The organism is Desulfovibrio sp., from assembly GCA_016208105.1.
Taxonomy (GTDB): Bacteria; Desulfobacterota; Desulfovibrionia; order Desulfovibrionales; family Desulfovibrionaceae; genus Fundidesulfovibrio.
This window is the reverse complement of sequence record JACQYS010000001.1, coordinates 104,880-122,393: the sequence shown is the minus strand read 5'-3', so window position 1 is coordinate 122,393 and position 17,514 is coordinate 104,880. Positions and strand designations below refer to the sequence as shown.

The following is a 17,514-nucleotide window of genomic DNA, read 5'->3' as shown; positions in this document are numbered from 1 at the left end:
AAGACTAAAACGTCCCTCGCTCTGGCCGCGTTATTGCACCGGTATGGTCAATTGCAGCGGCGGAGAACCTGCCTTTTCATCCATCAAGGTGAAGGCCAGCATGAGAAAGGAGAATACCCGTTTGGTGGCAAGGTCGCGATCATCCACCCAGAACCAGTGGCCATGAAAATTGATCGCCGCGAAGGCGTCCCCTGGCTTTACCGCCCCGCTGCGCACAGAAACCGCGCCCATCACGCCTTCACCCGCCGCCTCAAGCGGTTTGGGAAGGGCCCGCTTCGAGGCGATGTCCGCCTCGGGTATGTCCACCCGGGCTGCCACAGCGGCCATGATCTGCATCAAGGAATACGTCTGCAGCGCGATCTGTCCGCGGTTCTGGGCTTCCGGGGCGTTTATCACCTCATACTCCTGCAACGCCGGGTCCAAGTCGAGAAGCACCCGCAACTCCCCTGCTTGAGCGACCACCTCCGGGGTAGAACGCTTGCCTCCAAGCGACATCAGCAACTTCCCCTCTTTGCCGCTCTGGGAGGGCTCGCTCCTTATCCGCAAGGCTCCGGCCAGCTGCAACTGAGCCAACAACTCCACCGCTTTCCTGAATTCATCCTGCGCCGATGCGCTGCCTTTGGCTGTTAGCGACGCATTGCGCAGGCCGTTCATTGAGCGAACGCCAAGATTGAAAAGAAATTGCGCCGATATCCCCGTATCAAGCCCACCCAAGATATTACGCAAGGGCAATGCGTACATGATACCCTTGAGGAACGGGGTTCCGGTCATGGGCTTGTAGGTGACGGTGGGCCGGTCGGTGAACCGCCCGCTCACTCCGAATTCCAGTCTGCCGAAGTTGCCGAACACTGGGTTGTTGTTGTCTGTTATCGGGGTCGGCGAGTCGTACATGGAGCGCGAAAAGCCGGCAGTGCCCCCGGTCTCGACGGTGTAGCCGGCCACAATGTCGCCCACGTCCATGAAGAACATTGGCTCCACATAGCGGACCTTGACGATATTGAGCAGTATCTGGCGCTTCCAGGATTCGGTGAGGGAGGCGACGTAATCGGTGCGGTCCTGGACCATTCGGCTTGGCCCGATGGAGGAGCAGCCCGAAAGCAAGGCCAACGCGGCCAACACCAGAAACACGATGATTTTGCCGCAACAACCTTTTTTCATCTCACACCCTCCCGGCCTGCCCCGAGGCACCCGGCGGCGCGCCCTGAATGAACCAGATGCGCGCCGCCAAAGATGCCGTTGGTCGATTATTTCTTGAACACTTCGTCGAGCCAGTCAAACACAACCTGGCCCACCAGACTACGGTTTTCCATGACGCAGTGGTTGGATGCTCCCTCGTTGAGAGGAGTTACCACCAGTCCCTTAATGGGATTGGGCAGCCCGTCTATGCAGAGTTTCTGCTGCCTGCGAGTTTCCTCGCCCTGGTATTCCCCTTCGCCCACCAGGGACAGCGCAGGTACGGTCACTTTTGCGGGGTCGAAACTGAAGCCCCTGTTGGCCTCAACAAGGCCCGGCACATTGTCCATGCTCACGCCCCAGCGCCAGGCTATTATCTTCACCGTGTTACCGTGGAAGGACGTGAACGTCTTGACGACATCCGGTGTGGCGGTAACCACCGGGGTCATGCTTGCGAAAAGCGGGTGGGCATCGATCACACAGGCGTTCATGACCACGGCCTTGATGCGCGGGTCGTGCTGTGCGGCCTGGGGAGCGAAGCCGCCGCCGCCGGAGATCCCGAAGGCGGCCAGACGGGCGGGGTCCACTTCCTTGCGGGAGAGGGCGTAATCCACTCCCTTTTTCACCGCATGGTACATCTCAGGCCGGAAGGTTTTCCCCTGCGCGGGAAGAAGTCCCTGGCCGGGCATGTCGAGCGTAACGAAGTTGTACCCGCGCTCTATGGCCTGCGGCATGATGTAAAAGACGAGGTCCTCGGCGAATGTTTCTCCACCGCCAAGCATCAAAAGGGTCTTGCGCGGGACGGAATCGTTCTTGGCCTTGCGGAAATAGCCCGGGAGCACCGTGCCCTCAAATGGGACTTCGAAATACTCGAGAGGAGGGTCAAAAAGCGCGCCGGCCTTCTTCATGGCCGCCCGGCTCTTGGCGCCAATCGCCATCAGACGTGGATCGTCAGGCATCATGGCCATCAGCCCGAAGCGATAGTAGTTGGAGGCTCTGAGCAACTGCTCGCGCGCGCTTACCTTGTGCCCGGCGGCCAATGATTTTTCCCCTCTGGCCTCTACCCTCTCCGCCATCTTTATCCACTGTTCCTGCCAGCTGGCGGCGTCGCCGTCTTTGATGTTGGCCGCTGTGTAGAAGGCCTCCCCAGTCTCACAACCATGATTGATCGTGGAACCAAGGACCACGGAGCCGAAGGTGAAGTCCATGTCCGGGTCGGCGAAATGGTAGCGCACGTAGGGGGCGTGCATGTCGAATTCTTTTTCCGCCGCTCCGGAGACCTTGGCATCCTTTGCTCCTGCGGTACCGGCCCGAGGTCCATTGGCCGCGCACGACATGAAGAGACAGGCCGACAGCAGAGTGCAAACCATCAGCAAGGTGCGGTTATACATAGTGCGATCCTTCACGGTTGAAAGTTGTTCGCCGAAAAGCACGGGACGAGAACGTTTTCCATGCCGACTCGCCGGAAACCGCGTGACCGAATCCGGAAAACATCTGACACTTCACGATGACAGCGTCATACCCGGCAATCCTGACATTTTCCTTACAACGTGAACTGTAAAAAAGCGGAAAGAGGGAAAGGCAGGCAATAAGGCAGAAAAATATTTGTCACCCGCTTACGGGAGACACCGCACCAGGACCACGGTGACGTTGTCCCGGGCTTTACGCTCCAAGGCCAAGTCGATGAACCGGGTGCAGATATCGCTCAAGGGAGCCCCGTTGGACTGAGATATTGGGGCAAGAAGCTCGTGATCAGCCAGGACGTCGCTCAAGCCGTCCGAACAGAGCAGGAAAACGTCGCCAGCCGAGGCCTGGACGACACACGTGTCCACCTGAAGATTCGATTCCATGCCAAGCGCCCGGTAGATGACATTCTTCTCCGGACTGCGCGCGGCTTCCTCGGGTGTTATGAGGCCCTGGCGCACCCTGGCCATGACCAGCGAATGGTCTTCCGAGAGTTGCCGGATGTCCTGATCCTTTATCAGGTAGGCACGGCTGTCGCCCACGTTGGCCAGAACGAACTGGTCGCCGCAACGCACAAGTCCCACAAGGGTGGTCCCAGTTCCCGCCGGCCCGGCCCCTTGCCGGGCGAAACGGTGGATGCGCTCGTTCGCCTCTTCAAAGGCCTGGGCCACTAAACGTTCCAGAGCCTGCGACGTGTCCTGGCAATGGGCTTCCTTGGCTGCCATGAGACGCGCGGCCACGGTCTCCACGGCAATGCGGCTGGCGATCTCTCCGGCATCAAGCCCCCCCATGCCGTCGGCCACCAGGAACAGCCCGGCTTGGGAATCCGCCAGAAAGGCGTCCTCGTTGTTTTCCCGCACGCTCCCCTTGTCAGTGAGCCCAGCGGCGTCGATCCTCATCAGTCGACCTCCGTGGCTCAGTTTCCGCGCTTGGCCAGTGCTTTCAGGCGATAGGGATTGTCCTCGAACGGCATGATCTCCAGAACGGCTTCCCAGCGTTTCATGGCTTCCTGGCGGTTGCCAAGCCCCTCATACACCAGGCCTTCTTCATAAAGACGCTTGGCTTCGGCCTCCATGGTCGGCCTGAGTTCGGCCACCTTGGCGTTAGTCTCCTTGGCCTCGGGATAGACCGCAAGGACATTGAGCCAGCATTTGAGGGCTTCGTGGTATTTCTTCTGGGAGTAGTATTTGAGCCCCTGGTTGTAGTCAGGCATCACCTGCTTCACCAGGGTGTCCTGCAGCCGGGCGGCCTTGGCCTTGGCGTCAGCGGCTCTGGCCTGGTCCGTGTCTTCAGCCGAGGCCTCGCGGTAGAGCTTCATGGCCTGATAGAGCTGCCCGATTCTGGCATACTCGTCCGCCTTGGCATACACATCCCGTAGACGAGCCCTGGACTCCGCCTGCTTGCGCGATTTTTCCTCGGCCGCCCGGCGGGAGGCTTCCGATGCCTGGGTTATCTTGGCCAGAAGATCCTGGGCCTCCTTGTCGTCCGGGCTTACTTTCAAGGCCTTGCCGACGGCCGCGGCAGCCTCGTCGAATTTACCCTGAGACAGCAGCCTGTCGCCCTCAACAATCATGCCCACCACTTTCTTGTGCAGCTCGGCCGTCTGACGCTCCCGCTCGCGGGCCTTGGCCTCGCGCTCGGCGATCTTGCCACGCAGATCAGCCACTGAACGCGTGGCCTCGGCATTGCCAGGCTGGATGTCCAGCACTGCCTGAAAACGGGCCACGGCCTGATCCCACTCTCCTTGATCCACAAGCTTCTGTCCCTGCACCATGAGTGTGGACACCTTGCGCGAAATCTCGGCCTCATCCATGGCCCGCTCTTTCTGGCGAGCCTCCTGAAGGACGCTGTCGCCGGGTTTCTTCTCCGGGCCGGACAGGAACAGACCCAGCACGAGCACAAGGAATACGCCGGCTCCTATGCCCAAAAGAACCTTGCGGTTCTGCAGGACGGGAGGGATTTCAAAACGGCGCTTGGGAGCGGCGGCTTCAGCCGACAGGACCAGACGCAGGCGGGCCGGTCCCACGCCAAGAATGTCGCCGGTCTTGACGGGCGCTGTCCTTATGGCCTGACCATTCAGAGTCAAGGGGTTGCGATCATGCAGGCTTTTAGCTTCCCATCCCTTTTTGGAGCGTGAGACAAGGCCGTGCTGCCTGGAGATTGACGGATCATCAAGGACCAGATCGCAATCGGAAGCGCGGCCGATGTGCAACGTGTCACCGAAGCGGTGGATCAGACCCTGCCTGGGGCCCTCGAACACCTCGAGTGCGTTTGCTCCCTGGCCTTCAAACGTGGGGCGAGGCCTGAATACCGTTTTGTCCTGGGCTGGCCCGGTGTCGGAATCAGGCTGCGCCGCAGGAATCGACTCGCCCTTTTGAGCAGGCACGGCAGCCTGCCCGGATGACTGGACCGGGTCCTGGGACAGAGGCCTGGCCTGGGTCTCGTCTGGCTTGATACTGACCACCAGCTTGAAGGGGCCAAGACCGATGATGTCCCCGTCCTCCATGGTGCGCTGGGTGACGGGGGAGCTGTTCACGAAAACGCCGCCACCGGCCAGGTCCGTAAGCACCCACTGCGCTCCGGCCATTGAGAGGACGCAGTGCTCGCGGGCCAGGGCGTCGTCCGGAAGAGGAAGGGTATTGGCGTTTGAACTGCCGAGGGTAACAGGTGCATCACCGGAGGCTTTGAGTTCGGTGAAGTGTTCTCCCGCTCGGGAAACAGTCAGAATGAGCATTCCTATCTGCCTCCAAGTTCGTCTAATTTCTTCAGGCTGTCCCGGGTGCGCTCGTCATCCGGGTTGGGTGAATTCTCCACCACCTGACGCAATTCAGCTTTTGCCTCTTCGGTGCGCTGGTACCTGAGGGCAAGCAGGGCTTGGCGGTAGTGCTTGTCCACAAGCTGGTCCAGTTCGCCTTCGGCGCGCACAAGGAGCTTGGAGGCCTGGGCGTTGCCGGGATCCTGCCTGACAGCTTCGCGCCACTGCTCCACGGCCTTCTTGAGTTTGCCTGAGTTGTAATAGAACTGGCCCAGGCGCATGGATTCCATGGATTGTTCCGTCTGGCTTTGAATACCAGGCTGGGTCTGCGGGGCCTGCCCATCGGCGGTCTGGCTCTGGATTGTCTTTCCCTGAATCGCGGCCGGAGCCTGGGGAGGTAGGACCTCGCCCGGTTGAGCCTGGCTCGTCTGGGTCTGCTGGGCCTGACCAGTCGCTCCTTGTTTCTTGGCCTCGCCGCCCTCTTTCCCACCGCCCATTATGGCCAGGAACAAAGCCCCCACGGCTAAAACCGCAACCGCGACGTAGAGTACCTTGCGACGGCCGGGCTTGGACACGCCTTTTGAAGGCTCCCCATCCTCAGCACCGTGCTCTTCCTGTCCGGCGTGGGAGAGCACGAACACCGTCTCGCCCACGCACAACTCGGCCCCCGGAGCGAGAGGGGCCTTGGTAACCGCTTTGCCGTCCAAGAGCGTACCGTTCTTGCTCCCAAGATCCTCCACGCTGACAAGCCCCGCCTCCACGCGGATCAGGGCATGGCGCCGCGAGGCCTTCACGTCTCCCGGATCAAGAACGATAGTGTTTTCCGGAGCGCGACCGATGGTGGTTTCGCCGTCCAGGAGAAGGAACATGCGCCCCTGGCCCGGTCCTTCCTTGACCAGAAGGTAACTCGCGGCCGGAGCGCTGTAGCGGGTGCGGTCATCCATGGTGCGTGTCCTTGAAGAGGAACACGGCCTGCCCCTGGCCTGCGGGAATCTTGGACACCGAGGAGTAAGTCCCTGCCAATGGGCTTTCGCCACGATCCTCGGGATTTTCCAACAGCCCAAGCACGGCCGTGAGGTGGTCTGGGTCGTTCAGCCCACGCAACAAGTGCACGGGAGCCTTGACCCCTGATGCGGCCAGGGGGCCAAAGGCCTGGTTCCAGGCAAGAATGCGGTAGTCGGCCAAGTCCATGAGGAAGCATGGGCCTGGTTGCGCTTCCAGGTCGGCGTCTGCCGGGGCCGGCTCGTTCCGGTCCTGGGCGGACGGTGCGGGGGGTGGAGCCGTGGTTGCTGCAAAGTGGTCTCTTTCTGGTTCTCCCTGGGCGCGTGGCAGGAGGAGCAACCGCTCCACAGCCTGGCCCAGATCGGCCAGACCGGGGTCCATATCGGTGAGATTCAGGCCGTGTTTGCCGGATTTCAATGCCAGGCCGATCTGTTCAGCCAGGGACCTGATCTGGCCGAAGAAAGCCCTGAGCACAATCCAGGCGCCCGCAAGGGCCAGGCTCACGGCGGCAACAATGCCCAAAAGAGCGGACCATACGAGGGACGGACCAACCAACCCGGTCCCTGGCGCGTAGCTTAACACCGCGACCCCAAGCACTCCTTCGGCATCCTTGATGGGGCTTACCAGGATGGTATCGCCCTCGGGGCTGTCATACATGGTTGTATGGCCCTCGCGCAGGGCCTCAGCGATCTTGGAGTGGGACAGGACCTTGCCGATGGCCTGGGCCGGGGCAAGAACCTTGCCGTACTGATCGGCCACGAAGGCGTAGCGAACTCCCTCCTCCGCGGACACGGGCGTCACCCGGACCTGGTCGGCAAGCTTAGCCCTTAATGGGCTCACATTCTGCTCCGCAAGGGAGCGGGCCAGCAGTGTCCCCCTTCGAAGAGACTCGCGCTGGGTAAAATTGTGCACGGAACTCGCCCCGGCTATCCAGAAGACGCACAGCGTGCACAGCGTTGCCAAAAGAAGCATTGCCGAAACCAGCACAGTAAGGCTGGGCTTGGATACCGCGGGCAGGCCCAAGCGCTTCTTTTCAGCCTTGAACCGGCCCTTGAAGGAATATCCCGCGATTTCAAAGTCGACGTCCTGGGAGAACGAGACCTTGCCGATTTTGTTGCCCCGGCTGAAGACCCCGTTCAGGCTTTCCATGTCCTTGACCACGACTTCGCGTTCACCCACCTCTATCTGAGCGTGCACGGAAGAAACGTCCGGGTCGGCCAGGACAACGGCGCAGCCCTCCTTGCGGCCCACAAGGTGTTTGCCCGGCCCGAGATCCAGGGAGCACACCGTTTCGGGGCCCTTGCTAATTGTGAGTATCAGCATCCTGGCTGCCTCCGGCATTAGGAATGGACCGGCCTCACCGGCTGTAAATGTATTTCAAAACGTAGGGTCCGAAAATCACGCCGAAAATGATGGGGAACAGACACAGTACCAGCGGCAGCAGGAGCTTCTGGGTGGCCACGGCCCCGGCGCGTTCGGCTCGCATGAAGCGGTCCTGACGCATGCGTATGGCCTGGAGTTTGAGCACGTCGGAAATGCTCGACCCCATCTTCTGCGCCTGGATGAGGATGGAGACAAAAGCGTGCATCTCCGGGGTGTTCACCCGCAGAGCCATGGTTTTCAGGGCCTCTTCGGTGGACATTCCGAGTTTGATGTTCTGGTAGGCGACAACCAGCTCCGAGACGAAGGGGTCGCGCTTAGCTGTCAGATCGCAGATGCGTTTCATTCCGGCCAGGAAGTCCAGGCCCGAAGCCGTGGAAAGGGCCAGCATGTCCACGGAGTCCGGCATGGCCGTGGTGATGGCCTTCTGGCGGGCCTGCTTCTTGTCCACCAGCCACCAGTAGGGATAGAAAAGCCCCAGTGCCCCAAACCCCAGGACCATGGAGAACTGCGGTTTGAACAGCCACCCCATAAGGCAGAAGATGCAGAGCATGACCCCCTGGAAGGCCAAAAACTCCTCTGGCGAGACCTTGCGATCGATGCCTGCCGTGACCAGGGAGCTCTTCAAGCTCTGGCCGTACCCCGCGGGGAGCACGAGGGCGGCAAAGCGGACCAACGGAGCGTAGACAGGCTTTAACAGCCCCGCCAGGCCGGCGCTTTCGCCAGTGAGATCCTCTGCTTCGACCTCGGTCCGGGTCGTTTCTTTGACCCCGGATGGTCTGGGGAGCAGAAAATAGACGCTGGCGGACACTCCCGCAAAAAAGAGCAGATACCCAGCCGCCTTGATCCACCAGATGTCCATCGGAACCGTCCTTTATGAGTCCACGGTTACGCGGAGCACTTCCTCCACGGTTGTAAGCCCCTGGGCAAGACGCATAAGCGCGGCCCGGCGCAGCGTGGTCATACCGTCCGCCTCGGCAGCGCGGCGGATGTCCGCGCTTACTGCCCCGGACAGGATGATGCGCTCCATTTCTTCGCTCACAGTGAAGATTTCGTAAACCCCTATCCGGCCGGAATATCCTGTTCCGCGGCAGGCTTCGCACCCAGCGCCCGAATAAAAGGTTGTCCCTGGGGGGAGAAGGGCCACGTCCCGGAAAAGGTCTTGGGATGGCGGCGGTACTTCCTTGCGGCATTTTTCGCAGATCCGGCGCACGAGGCGCTGCGCCGCCACTGTGATGCGCGTTCCGGCCACGAGGTGCGCGGGCACGCCCATGTTCACCAGACGGCTGACGGCTCCGGCCGCGTCGTTGGTGTGCAGGGTGGAGAGCACCAGATGGCCGGTCATGGCCGCCTTGACCGCCGTGTCCGCGGTTTCGATGTCTCGGATCTCGCCCACCATGACGATGTCCGGGTCCTGGCGAAGGAAGGCGCGCAATGCCTGGGCGAAGGTCATGCCGTCCCCGCCCGGACACGGGACCTGGGTGATTCCGTCGAGACGGTATTCCACCGGGTCCTCGGCGGTGAGGATGTTCACCCGAGGGGTGTTGAGCTGGCCAAGCACGGCGTAGAGCGTGGTGGTCTTGCCGCTTCCAGTGGGGCCGGTAACAAGCAGGAGTCCGTTGGGAGCTGCGATGGCCCGGGAAAGAACCTCCATGTCCCGGGCTTCAAGGCTCAAGTCCTCCAGGGTAAGGCCTTTTTTGCCCGTATCCAGCAGGCGCAGCACCAATTTCTCTCCGTAGAGGGAAGGCAGGGCGGAGACGCGGATGTCCAGGGGCCTTTCCTTGACCAGATTGCACTCGATGGAACCGTCCTGGGGCAGCAGGGTCTGGGCCGGGTCCATGCCTGAGAGCATCTTGACCCGGCGGACCAGGGCCCTGCCCAGCACAGGAGGGAACTCATGCCCCACGCGCATGATGCCGTCCTTGCGGCATCTGACCCGAAAGACGCGGACGCTGGGCTCGAAATGAATGTCCGAAGCCCCGTCGTACGCCATCTCCGTGAGCACAGCGCGCAAAAGCGCCACCACTTCCGCGTCTTCAGCAGGGTCGCGCTCTCTGCCCGTCTCCGACGTCAAGCGGCTTATGGCCTTGGCAGCCCGCTCGGCCTGGACCGCGGGGTCGAACGAGGGGCGATCTTCCTGAATCTCAGGAAACGACGTTTCGATGGCCTTGCGGATGCCCTGGCCATGGCAAACATAGACTACCAGGCTAGAGCCGAGCAGATGCTCAAGCCGGGACCTGGAGGCTTCGTCGCCCGGCACGGCCATGACCACATGGGCCTTGCCCTGCTCCAGCCGGATGGGGAACGCGGATTCGGCCAAAGCCTCCTGACGCGAAAGAAGCTTGCCCGCCTGGCGCAGAAACTCCGGGTCAAAGGGAGCCAGGGAGGGGTCCATGGCCTTGACCCCGGCAACCTCCTGCAGGACCTCGTTCACGGCCTGTCCCGAGGCCTTGCCCTGGGCCAGAAGGTGGTCCGACAAAAGCGTCCCGTCGGGGGCGTCGAGCAAGGCCCCGGCAAGGCCCCGCTGGGCGAAAGCCCGGCGGAGCCTCTCATTGAGCGCTGTGGCAGCCTCGTTCATGCCGGGATTCCCCACTTCTTAGTTGCTCGCACCCAGACGGCTGGTGTTGTTGAAGCGGTATGTGAAGTCCCCATAGTATTGATTTCTCGAGAGACTCAGGCCTGTTTTCAAGAGCCAAAGCTCCAAATCGTCACCCAGGCTTTCCTGAAAGGCCCGCTCAGAGGGAATTCCCCGCATGCGGTCCACTTCCTTGCCGTCCCGGTACATCACGAGGGTGGGGAGCATCTCCAGTTTGTAGGCGCTTCCGTCGGAGTCGAGCTCCCAGAAGAAGGAGCCGAACATGGCCTTGCCCTTGTATTTGGCGGCCAGGCTGTCCAGCCGGCCCTGCATCTCGCGCGACTGCGGGAAGCGGTCGTTGTAGAAGAGCACCAGGGCCAGGCCCGAGCCGGAACGGATCTCCCGGGAGAAGCTCTGGGCGTCCAGCTTGACCACGTCCGGAGGCGGGGGCGACTTGGGTTTGACCCCGGCGCAGGCGCAGAGCCCAAAAGCGGCCAGGGCCATCAGAAACGCGGCCACATGGTGTCGTTTCATGCGAAGCTCCTTGAACAGATCAATCGTTGAATACGGTTTGCACTAGAACGGTTTGGCGGTCGGCGCCTTCTTCATCTCCATGGTCTTAACCTCAGGGGCGTCCTTCTTTTCCATCTCCTTGGCTTCCGGAGCTTCCTTCTCTTCCATCTCCTTGGCCTCAGGGGCGTCCTTCTTTTCCATTTCCTTGGCGGAAGGAGCATCCTTTTTCTCCAGCTCCTTGGCTGAGGGAGCGTCCTTCTTCTCTATTTCCTTGGCGGAAGGAGCATCTTTCCTTTGCGTCTCCTTGGCAGCCGGAGCGTCCTTCTTCTCTATCCCCATGGCATTGGCGGCGTTTTGTTTCTCCAGCTCCTTGGCCTCAGGAGCGTCCACCTTTTCTATCTCCTTGGCCTCAGGCGCATCCTTCTTCTGTATTTCCTTGGCCTTGGGCGCCTCTTTCTTTTCTATCTCCTTAGCCTTGGGCGCTTCTTTCTTCTCTATCTCCCTGGCATCTGGAGCGTCCATTTTTTCCAGGTTCCTGGCCTCCGGGGCCTGTTCTGCGGTGATGTCGCGAGCCTCGGGAGTTTTCCGTTCCTGGATGGTGCGGCTTTCGATTGACCGAGCCCCAGGACCGCTCTGCTTCTCCATACCCTTGGCTTGCGGCCCCTGGACCGAATTCACGGACTGTTGGGAGGGTGCCTGGCGTAACGGTCCGGCGTCCTGGCCCCCAGGAGCCTTCACTGAACGGGACTTCTGGGTCTCGATGTTGCTGCCGGATTTTTGCATCAGCAGCTGGCCCTCGGGAGTATTGCGCATGTCCACGCCGAGAGCCTTGTGCAGATCGATGGATTCCTTGGCCTTGCCCTGGGCCGGGGGCCCCAAGCGTACCCCGTCGTCCGCGGCGCTTACGGGCCAGCCCCACAAGCAGGTAGCCAGGAGTACCGGTATGACGGCGAAAAACGAGCATCGACGCATGGCAACCCCCTAAACTTTGACTCGTACGATCTTAAACATCATGGCTATACCCACCACTTCCATGAGGCCCATGAGCATAAGCATGAGCCAGCCACCGAACGTGGTGAAGAAGAGGGTCATGGATTCCTGGTTCAACTGGTAGAGGATGAAGCCCAGCACCACAGGCAGAGCGGCCAGGAAGTAGGCCTGCGTTTCGCCCTCGGCGGTCATGGTCTTGATCTTGGTTTGTATCTGTTTGCGTTCCTGGATGGTCTCGGCCAGGGTGTCGAATATCTCGGTGAGGTTGCCGCCGGTCTCGCGAAGGATGCTCACGGAGTTGACGAAGATCTGCGTGTCCGCGGTGGGCATGCGTTGGGCCAGATGGCGCAGGGCTTCGTTCAAGTCCGCGCCGAGGCGGTGTTCCTTGAGCACCAGCCCGAACTCCTGGGACAGCGGGGCCTGGCTCTTGGAGGCCGTCAAATCCAGCGCCTGGAGCAGGCTGAACCCGGCGCGCAACCCGTTGGAGGCCATGACCAGACCGTCGGCCAGTTGGGCCTCGAAGCGCTTGACGCGCCTTCGCTTGATGAGCGCCAGGACCCCTTTGGGGATCTGAAGAAAGGCCAAAGCGAAAATCCCGGCACAGAACAGACGCAGGGTCAGCTCTCCTGCCAGGCTTTCGCTCTGGGGGTAGAGCTCCTCCAGGTCCATCGGCAACTGCTCGGCCTGCCTGGCCCGGGCTTCCTCGAAAGCCTGACGCTGCGGGTCTCCTAGCAGGCCGCGCATGATAGCCAGGTTGGATTGGGCTTTGGCGTATTGAGGTTTGAGTTCCAGGGCTTTCTGGAACTCCTGCTCGGCCTGGTCCATGTTGCCTGTGCCATAGTAGGCCACGCCCAATTCATTGTGGGCAAGGGCCGAGGTGCTCTCTTTATAGCGTGAGAGTGAGGAAAGGGCCGCCTTGTAGTTTCCGGCCCGGTTGAACTCCACGGCCTGGTCGATGGACAGGCGTTCGAAGTTGTCCGCAGCGCTTGGCAGGATGAATCCCACCAGCGCGCCCGCTCCTGCCAGGGCAAGGATGGCTGTCCTGGCTTTGGCCAGCCCCACCGGCAGAAACATGTCGTCCAGAGACAGGGACACCCTGGCGGCGTATCTCTCCAGGCTGAGCGGCCAGCCCTGCCGGTCTGGAGGCAATAGTGTCACCAGCCAGAGGTAGCCTAAGCCCCAGAAAAGGATAAGGAGCGTCGCTCCCAGAAAGAACGTCATCGTACGCCTCCCGCCGCCCCGCTCTCTGCGGCCCAGAATATTTCCCGGGGAACGCTCACGCCGCGCTCCTCGAAGCGTGCCAGACAGCGTGGCACATAGCCCGTGGCCACGAACACGCCCCGCACCTCTCCCTCCGGAGCCGGCTCCTGGCGGAAGGAGAAGACATCGCCCAGGGTGATGATGTCCGCCTCCATGCCGGTGACCTCGGAAATCTGCACGATGCGTCTCTTGCCGTCCTTGAAACGCTTGATCTGGACGATCAGGTCCAGGGCTCCGGTGATCTGTTCCCTGACGACCCGTGTCGGCAGGTCGAATCCGGCGAAGAGCACCAGGGTTTCCAGGCGGCTTAAGGCCTCGCGGGCGTTGTTGGCGTGGATGGTGGTCAGCGATCCGTCGTGGCCGGTGTTCATTGCCTGGAGCATGTCCAGCGCCTCGGAACCACGGCACTCGCCAACCACAATGCGGTCCGGACGCATGCGCAGGCAGTTGCGCACCAGGTCCCGGATGGTCACCTCGCCCTTGCCCTCGATGTTTGGGGGCCTTCCTTCCAGGGTTATCACGTGGGGCTGGACGAGCTTGAGTTCGGCCGAATCCTCCACCGTGATGATGCGCTCTTCGCTTGGAATGAATTCGGATAAAATATTGAGGAGAGTGGTCTTGCCCGAGCCCGTGCCGCCGGAGATGAGCACGTTGAGCCGCGAGAGCACCGCGGCGCGCAGGAATTCCTCCATCTGGGTCCCCAGCGAGCCCAGATCGATCAGATCCTTGCTGGTGAGCTTGCGTTCCGGGAATTTACGGATAGTGAGCACCGCTCCCTTTATGGCCAGAGGGGGGACGATGGCGTTTACCCGGGAGCCGTCCGATAGGCGTGCGTCCACCATGGGCGTGCTCGTGTCGATTTTTCTGCCGAGCGGGGCCACTATGCGCTCGATGATGCGCATGAGGTGGCTCTCCGAGAGGAAGCGACGAATTGAAGGCTCTATCTTCCCCTTGCGCTCCACAAAGATGGTGTCGAAGCGGTTGACCATGATCTCGGAGATGCCCGGGTCGGCCAGCATGTCCTCCAGGGGACCAAGGCCCAGCACGTCCTGGAGCACCTCGCGCACGATGACGTCGCGAGCCTGACGGGAGCGTATCTGCACTTCCTGGTCCAGGATAAGGATGATCTGGCGGGTGACATCCTCGCGCAGCTCCGCGAGCTTGGCCGGGTCGCTCTCGGCGCGCATGTCGCTGTACTTGAGATCGAAGGTTTCCAGAAGCTTCTGGTGCACGGTCTGCTTGACCTGGTCCAGATCCCTCTCTTCGGGGGGGGCCTCCTGCCCCTCTCCGGGAGTGCCTGCCGGTGCGTCCTGAGCCAGGGCCTTCACTATGGCGTGAGCCAGGGAGTCGAAAGCCTTGGCGGTTTCGTGGAGGGGATGGTCCTTCGGGTAGGTGCGCCCGCCGGACATGTTGGCCCAGACATCCTTGTCGTGGGGGATGACGGCCAGGACATCGCGCCCTGTCATGGCTTCCACGACTTGACGGGTGATGCGGGGGTCCTCCCCGGCGCGGTTTAGGACCAGGCGCGCCACATGGCTGGGATAGTTTCTGCGCATGAGGAACGCCAAGTCCGCCTGGGTGTGTTCAAGGGCCAGGGGGTCCGGGATGGCGGGCATGAGAATCATGCTGGAGAGATCGAGCATCTTCTCCTGGACCGGCCCGTATCCCGGGCCAAGATCGGCCACGACCCAGCCGTAGACCGCCAGGAGCTTTTCGAACAGGGCTTCCAGGGCGGACTGCGACGGGGCCACGGCGGTTTGACCGCCACCGGAAAGGCCCAGCACGTCAATGCCGCCCGGATGCGGGGTGGCAAAGCTCTTGAGCATGGCCGGTGTGATCTTGTCCGCTGCGGCCAGGGCTGAATCCAGAGTGCCCACGCCCTTTAAGTCCATGATCTTGGCGGCATCCAGGGACAGGGGCAGGCCCATGTCCACCAGGAGCGTCTTCTCCCGGGTTTCCAGGCGCAGGCCCACGGCCAGGTTCACGGCCAGGAAAGTCCTGCCGACTCCCCCCTTGGAGGAATAAAGCGAGATGAGCCTGCCTGCCATGGCCTGGTTACTTCTTGGCCTTGTCCCGAAGCGCTTCCAGGTCGCGTTTCTTGAAGGACTGGTTCACCTTGGCGTCGATGTTCTCGGCGGCCTGGCTTGGGGAGTCCAGGATGCGCGAGGTCACGAAGACGATGACCTCGGTGGTGTCCGTGCTGGCCTCCTTGCGGGCGTTGAGCTGGAGAAGGCTCAATCCCTTGTCCGGAGGAGACTGGGACATCAGCTCCAGTTCGCGCTGCCCGATAAGACCGCCCAGGGCGATGCTGGCCCCGCTGGCCACGTTCAGGGCGGTGGCCAGGTTGTTGGTGCTCACGATGGGCGCCCCGCCGGAGCCGGTTCCGGTAACGGCGCTGGACTCAACCTGAATGGAGGTGTCGATGTTCTTGGCTTGGTCGATGATGGGGGAGACCTGGAGGGTCATGCCCACCTTCTTGTACTCCACGGACATTGTCCCCAGGCTTTGGGCGATGGAGATGGGAATCTCGGTGCCCGCGAAGAACTTGGCCTGGCCGCCCTGCTTGGTGATGACGGCCTGGTTCATGAGCGAGCGGCCCTTGCCCTCGTCCTGTATGCGGCGCATCTTGGGGAAAAGGTCCGTGATGGTGCCCGAAAGCGACGAGAACCAGCCCTTGTCGCTGGACTGGGTCCCGGTGGCCTCGGACTTGGAGCCAAGGGGGTTCCAGTGAATACCCAGATCGCGCAGAGCGGATTTGGATACTTCCATGATGTTCATGGTCACTTCGATCATGCGCGGCTGACTGTATATCTGGGGGGCGTCGCCCGAGACGCGTAGGGCGTTGACAACGTTCTTGGAATAGAGCGACGCGATCTTCTGCGCCCGTTCTGACTCCTCGGTCGAAACCACGAGTCCATCAAGCATGAAGGAATCCTTGACGGCCTTGACCTTCACGCCCGGCCTGTCGATTTCCTTGCCGATCTGCTCGCTTATGATCCGCTTCATCACCGGGCTCATGCTTACCTGGTTGATCACCTCGGGCATGCTGGCCAGGAGCTTGTTCACCCGGTCGAAGTGGTCGGAGGTGAAAACGTCCCCTTCTACCACGATCTTCGGGCCCAGCTGGCGTACGCGCAGGCCCTCGTACCCCGCGAGCAGGTCCTTGAGAGCGGCTATGCTCTCGGCCGTGGCTCCCGAGTATACCCGCACCGAATATTCGCGCTTCTCGCCAGAGGTTCCCAGAACCAGGATGTTGCTTACGCCCGGTTTCTTGGCGTTCACGAGCATCTCGCGATCACCCGAGCGGGCAACTCCCAGCACCTCGGGGTCGCCCACGGCGACCTTGTCCACGGTGAAATCGAGTTTGAGCACCGTGCTCTGCCCGTTGACGATCTCCAAACTGGCCGCGTCCTGCGCCAGGACCGAGCCGGGCAGACAGAACAGGAGCATGAGGGCGGCGATCCATGCACGAAGTGTTGATACGTAAGCCTGTTTCATAACCGGATTTCCCTTCTGGTCTGGGTTTGAACGCGTGAAGCGCCTAACGGAGCTGGTATTCCTCGGTTCCCCGGAACTCGGTCCAGGCCGGGCGTGCTCTGGGCACCACGGTCTTTTCGGTACCGAGCACGTTCTGGGCCGTCATGTTGGAAGGCTGCGTTGCGGATTCGCCCTTTTGCCAGCTGCTGCGTAGCGCCACGGAGAGAGAGCCGATCTCCTGGGCCAGGGCGGCCTTCTGGGTGTCTTCCGGTGAAAGGGCCAGGGTAAGGGTGCGGATGCCCTGGGTGGTCTGACTGGAACTTGGGGCCTGCCCCACCAGGTTGCCTTCGCCCTTCTGGCGCGAAGCGGCGCGCTGGATGCCCCTGGTGCTGGACACCTGGTTCACCGCCAAAACCAGAACATTCTGCAGGAGCACACGGGTGATGGTCCCTTCGGCAACGGCCCGTCCCTGTTGCATCGAGCCGGTGTTGGCCGTGAGCAGCACGTCAACCTGGTCGCCCGGGGAGATGAGCCCGGCCACAGCCGAGACCTCGTTCACCGCGATGCTGAAGGCCCGCTTTTCCGGCGGAACCCGCCGGGCCACTCCCTCCTCCCTGGAGGAACGAAGCATGGATTCGAGCACCTGGGTCCCCTTGAGCAGGGGCACGTCGGACACCCGGTCCGCGGCTTCTGCCAGTTCGCGCACCGCACCGGGCTGCAGGAACTGTTTGGGTACTTCCACGGTCTCGAGCATGGTCTCGTCCAGGACCGTTCCCTCCGGGATGTCCTTGGCGGCAGCCAACACCTTGACCGGGGTTCCCAGGGAGAGGATCTCCTTCTCCTTCTTGTACACGTAGGAATAAACCAGCATCAGCGCAAAAAGCGCCACTCCCAGGGAGATGAGGATAAGTCTTGCTCTGCTCAT

At 61.6% G+C, this 17,514-nt stretch carries 14 protein-coding genes; all 14 read right to left on the bottom strand.

Translation table 11 applies throughout. The features are described 5' to 3' along the window. Window positions 1-30 precede the first annotated feature (30 nt). The 14 genes from HY795_00570 to cpaB all read right to left on the bottom strand — a co-directional run bounded on the left by HY795_00570 (window position 31) and on the right by cpaB (window position 17,514). Window positions 31-1,158: a hypothetical protein gene (locus HY795_00570; protein MBI4803709.1), complete on the bottom strand. Its 1,128-nt coding sequence runs from the start codon at window positions 1,156-1,158 to the stop codon at window positions 31-33. Between the two features lie 86 nt (window positions 1,159-1,244). After that, window positions 1,245-2,564, bottom strand: a complete 1,320-nt coding sequence (locus tag HY795_00565; GenBank protein MBI4803708.1) for an alpha/beta hydrolase — start codon at window positions 2,562-2,564, stop codon at window positions 1,245-1,247. Between the two features lie 225 nt (window positions 2,565-2,789). Next, window positions 2,790-3,536: a Stp1/IreP family PP2C-type Ser/Thr phosphatase gene (locus HY795_00560; protein MBI4803707.1), complete on the bottom strand. Its 747-nt coding sequence runs from the start codon at window positions 3,534-3,536 to the stop codon at window positions 2,790-2,792. 17 nt (window positions 3,537-3,553) lie between these two features. Then, on the bottom strand, window positions 3,554-5,371 hold the full coding sequence (locus tag HY795_00555) for an FHA domain-containing protein (GenBank protein ID MBI4803706.1): 1,818 nt from the start codon (window positions 5,369-5,371) through the stop codon (window positions 3,554-3,556). Between the two features lie 2 nt (window positions 5,372-5,373). Beyond that, window positions 5,374-6,336 carry an FHA domain-containing protein gene (locus HY795_00550; protein ID MBI4803705.1) on the bottom strand — a complete coding sequence of 321 codons (963 nt, stop codon included), beginning with the start codon at window positions 6,334-6,336 and terminating at the stop codon, window positions 5,374-5,376. Then, window positions 6,329-7,717 carry an FHA domain-containing protein gene (locus HY795_00545; GenBank protein ID MBI4803704.1) on the bottom strand — a complete coding sequence of 463 codons (1,389 nt, stop codon included), beginning with the start codon at window positions 7,715-7,717 and terminating at the stop codon, window positions 6,329-6,331. Before HY795_00545 ends, HY795_00550 begins: the two co-directional genes overlap by 8 nt. Window positions 7,718-7,751: 34 nt before the next feature. After that, window positions 7,752-8,636, bottom strand: a complete 885-nt coding sequence (locus HY795_00540; GenBank protein ID MBI4803703.1) for a type II secretion system F family protein — start codon at window positions 8,634-8,636, stop codon at window positions 7,752-7,754. A 12-nt stretch (window positions 8,637-8,648) separates the two neighbouring features. Next, window positions 8,649-10,352, bottom strand: coding sequence for a Flp pilus assembly complex ATPase component TadA (tadA, locus tag HY795_00535; GenBank protein ID MBI4803702.1), 1,704 nt, complete (start codon window positions 10,350-10,352; stop codon window positions 8,649-8,651). 18 nt (window positions 10,353-10,370) lie between these two features. After that, window positions 10,371-10,883, bottom strand: coding sequence for a hypothetical protein (locus HY795_00530; protein MBI4803701.1), 513 nt, complete (start codon window positions 10,881-10,883; stop codon window positions 10,371-10,373). Window positions 10,884-10,925: 42 nt separating this feature from the next. After that, window positions 10,926-11,834: a hypothetical protein gene (locus HY795_00525; GenBank protein ID MBI4803700.1), complete on the bottom strand. Its 909-nt coding sequence runs from the start codon at window positions 11,832-11,834 to the stop codon at window positions 10,926-10,928. A 9-nt stretch (window positions 11,835-11,843) separates the two neighbouring features. Beyond that, on the bottom strand, window positions 11,844-13,073 hold the full coding sequence (locus HY795_00520; GenBank protein MBI4803699.1) for a type II secretion system F family protein: 1,230 nt from the start codon (window positions 13,071-13,073) through the stop codon (window positions 11,844-11,846). Then, on the bottom strand, window positions 13,070-15,160 hold the full coding sequence (gene tadA / locus HY795_00515) for a Flp pilus assembly complex ATPase component TadA (protein MBI4803698.1): 2,091 nt from the start codon (window positions 15,158-15,160) through the stop codon (window positions 13,070-13,072). Before tadA (HY795_00515) ends, HY795_00520 begins: the two co-directional genes overlap by 4 nt. A 7-nt stretch (window positions 15,161-15,167) precedes the next feature. Further along, complete coding sequence (locus HY795_00510) at window positions 15,168-16,610, bottom strand: pilus assembly protein N-terminal domain-containing protein (GenBank protein ID MBI4803697.1); 1,443 nt, start codon at window positions 16,608-16,610, stop codon at window positions 15,168-15,170. Window positions 16,611-16,653: 43 nt separating this feature from the next. Then, window positions 16,654-17,514, bottom strand: a complete 861-nt coding sequence (cpaB, locus tag HY795_00505) for a Flp pilus assembly protein CpaB (protein ID MBI4803696.1) — start codon at window positions 17,512-17,514, stop codon at window positions 16,654-16,656.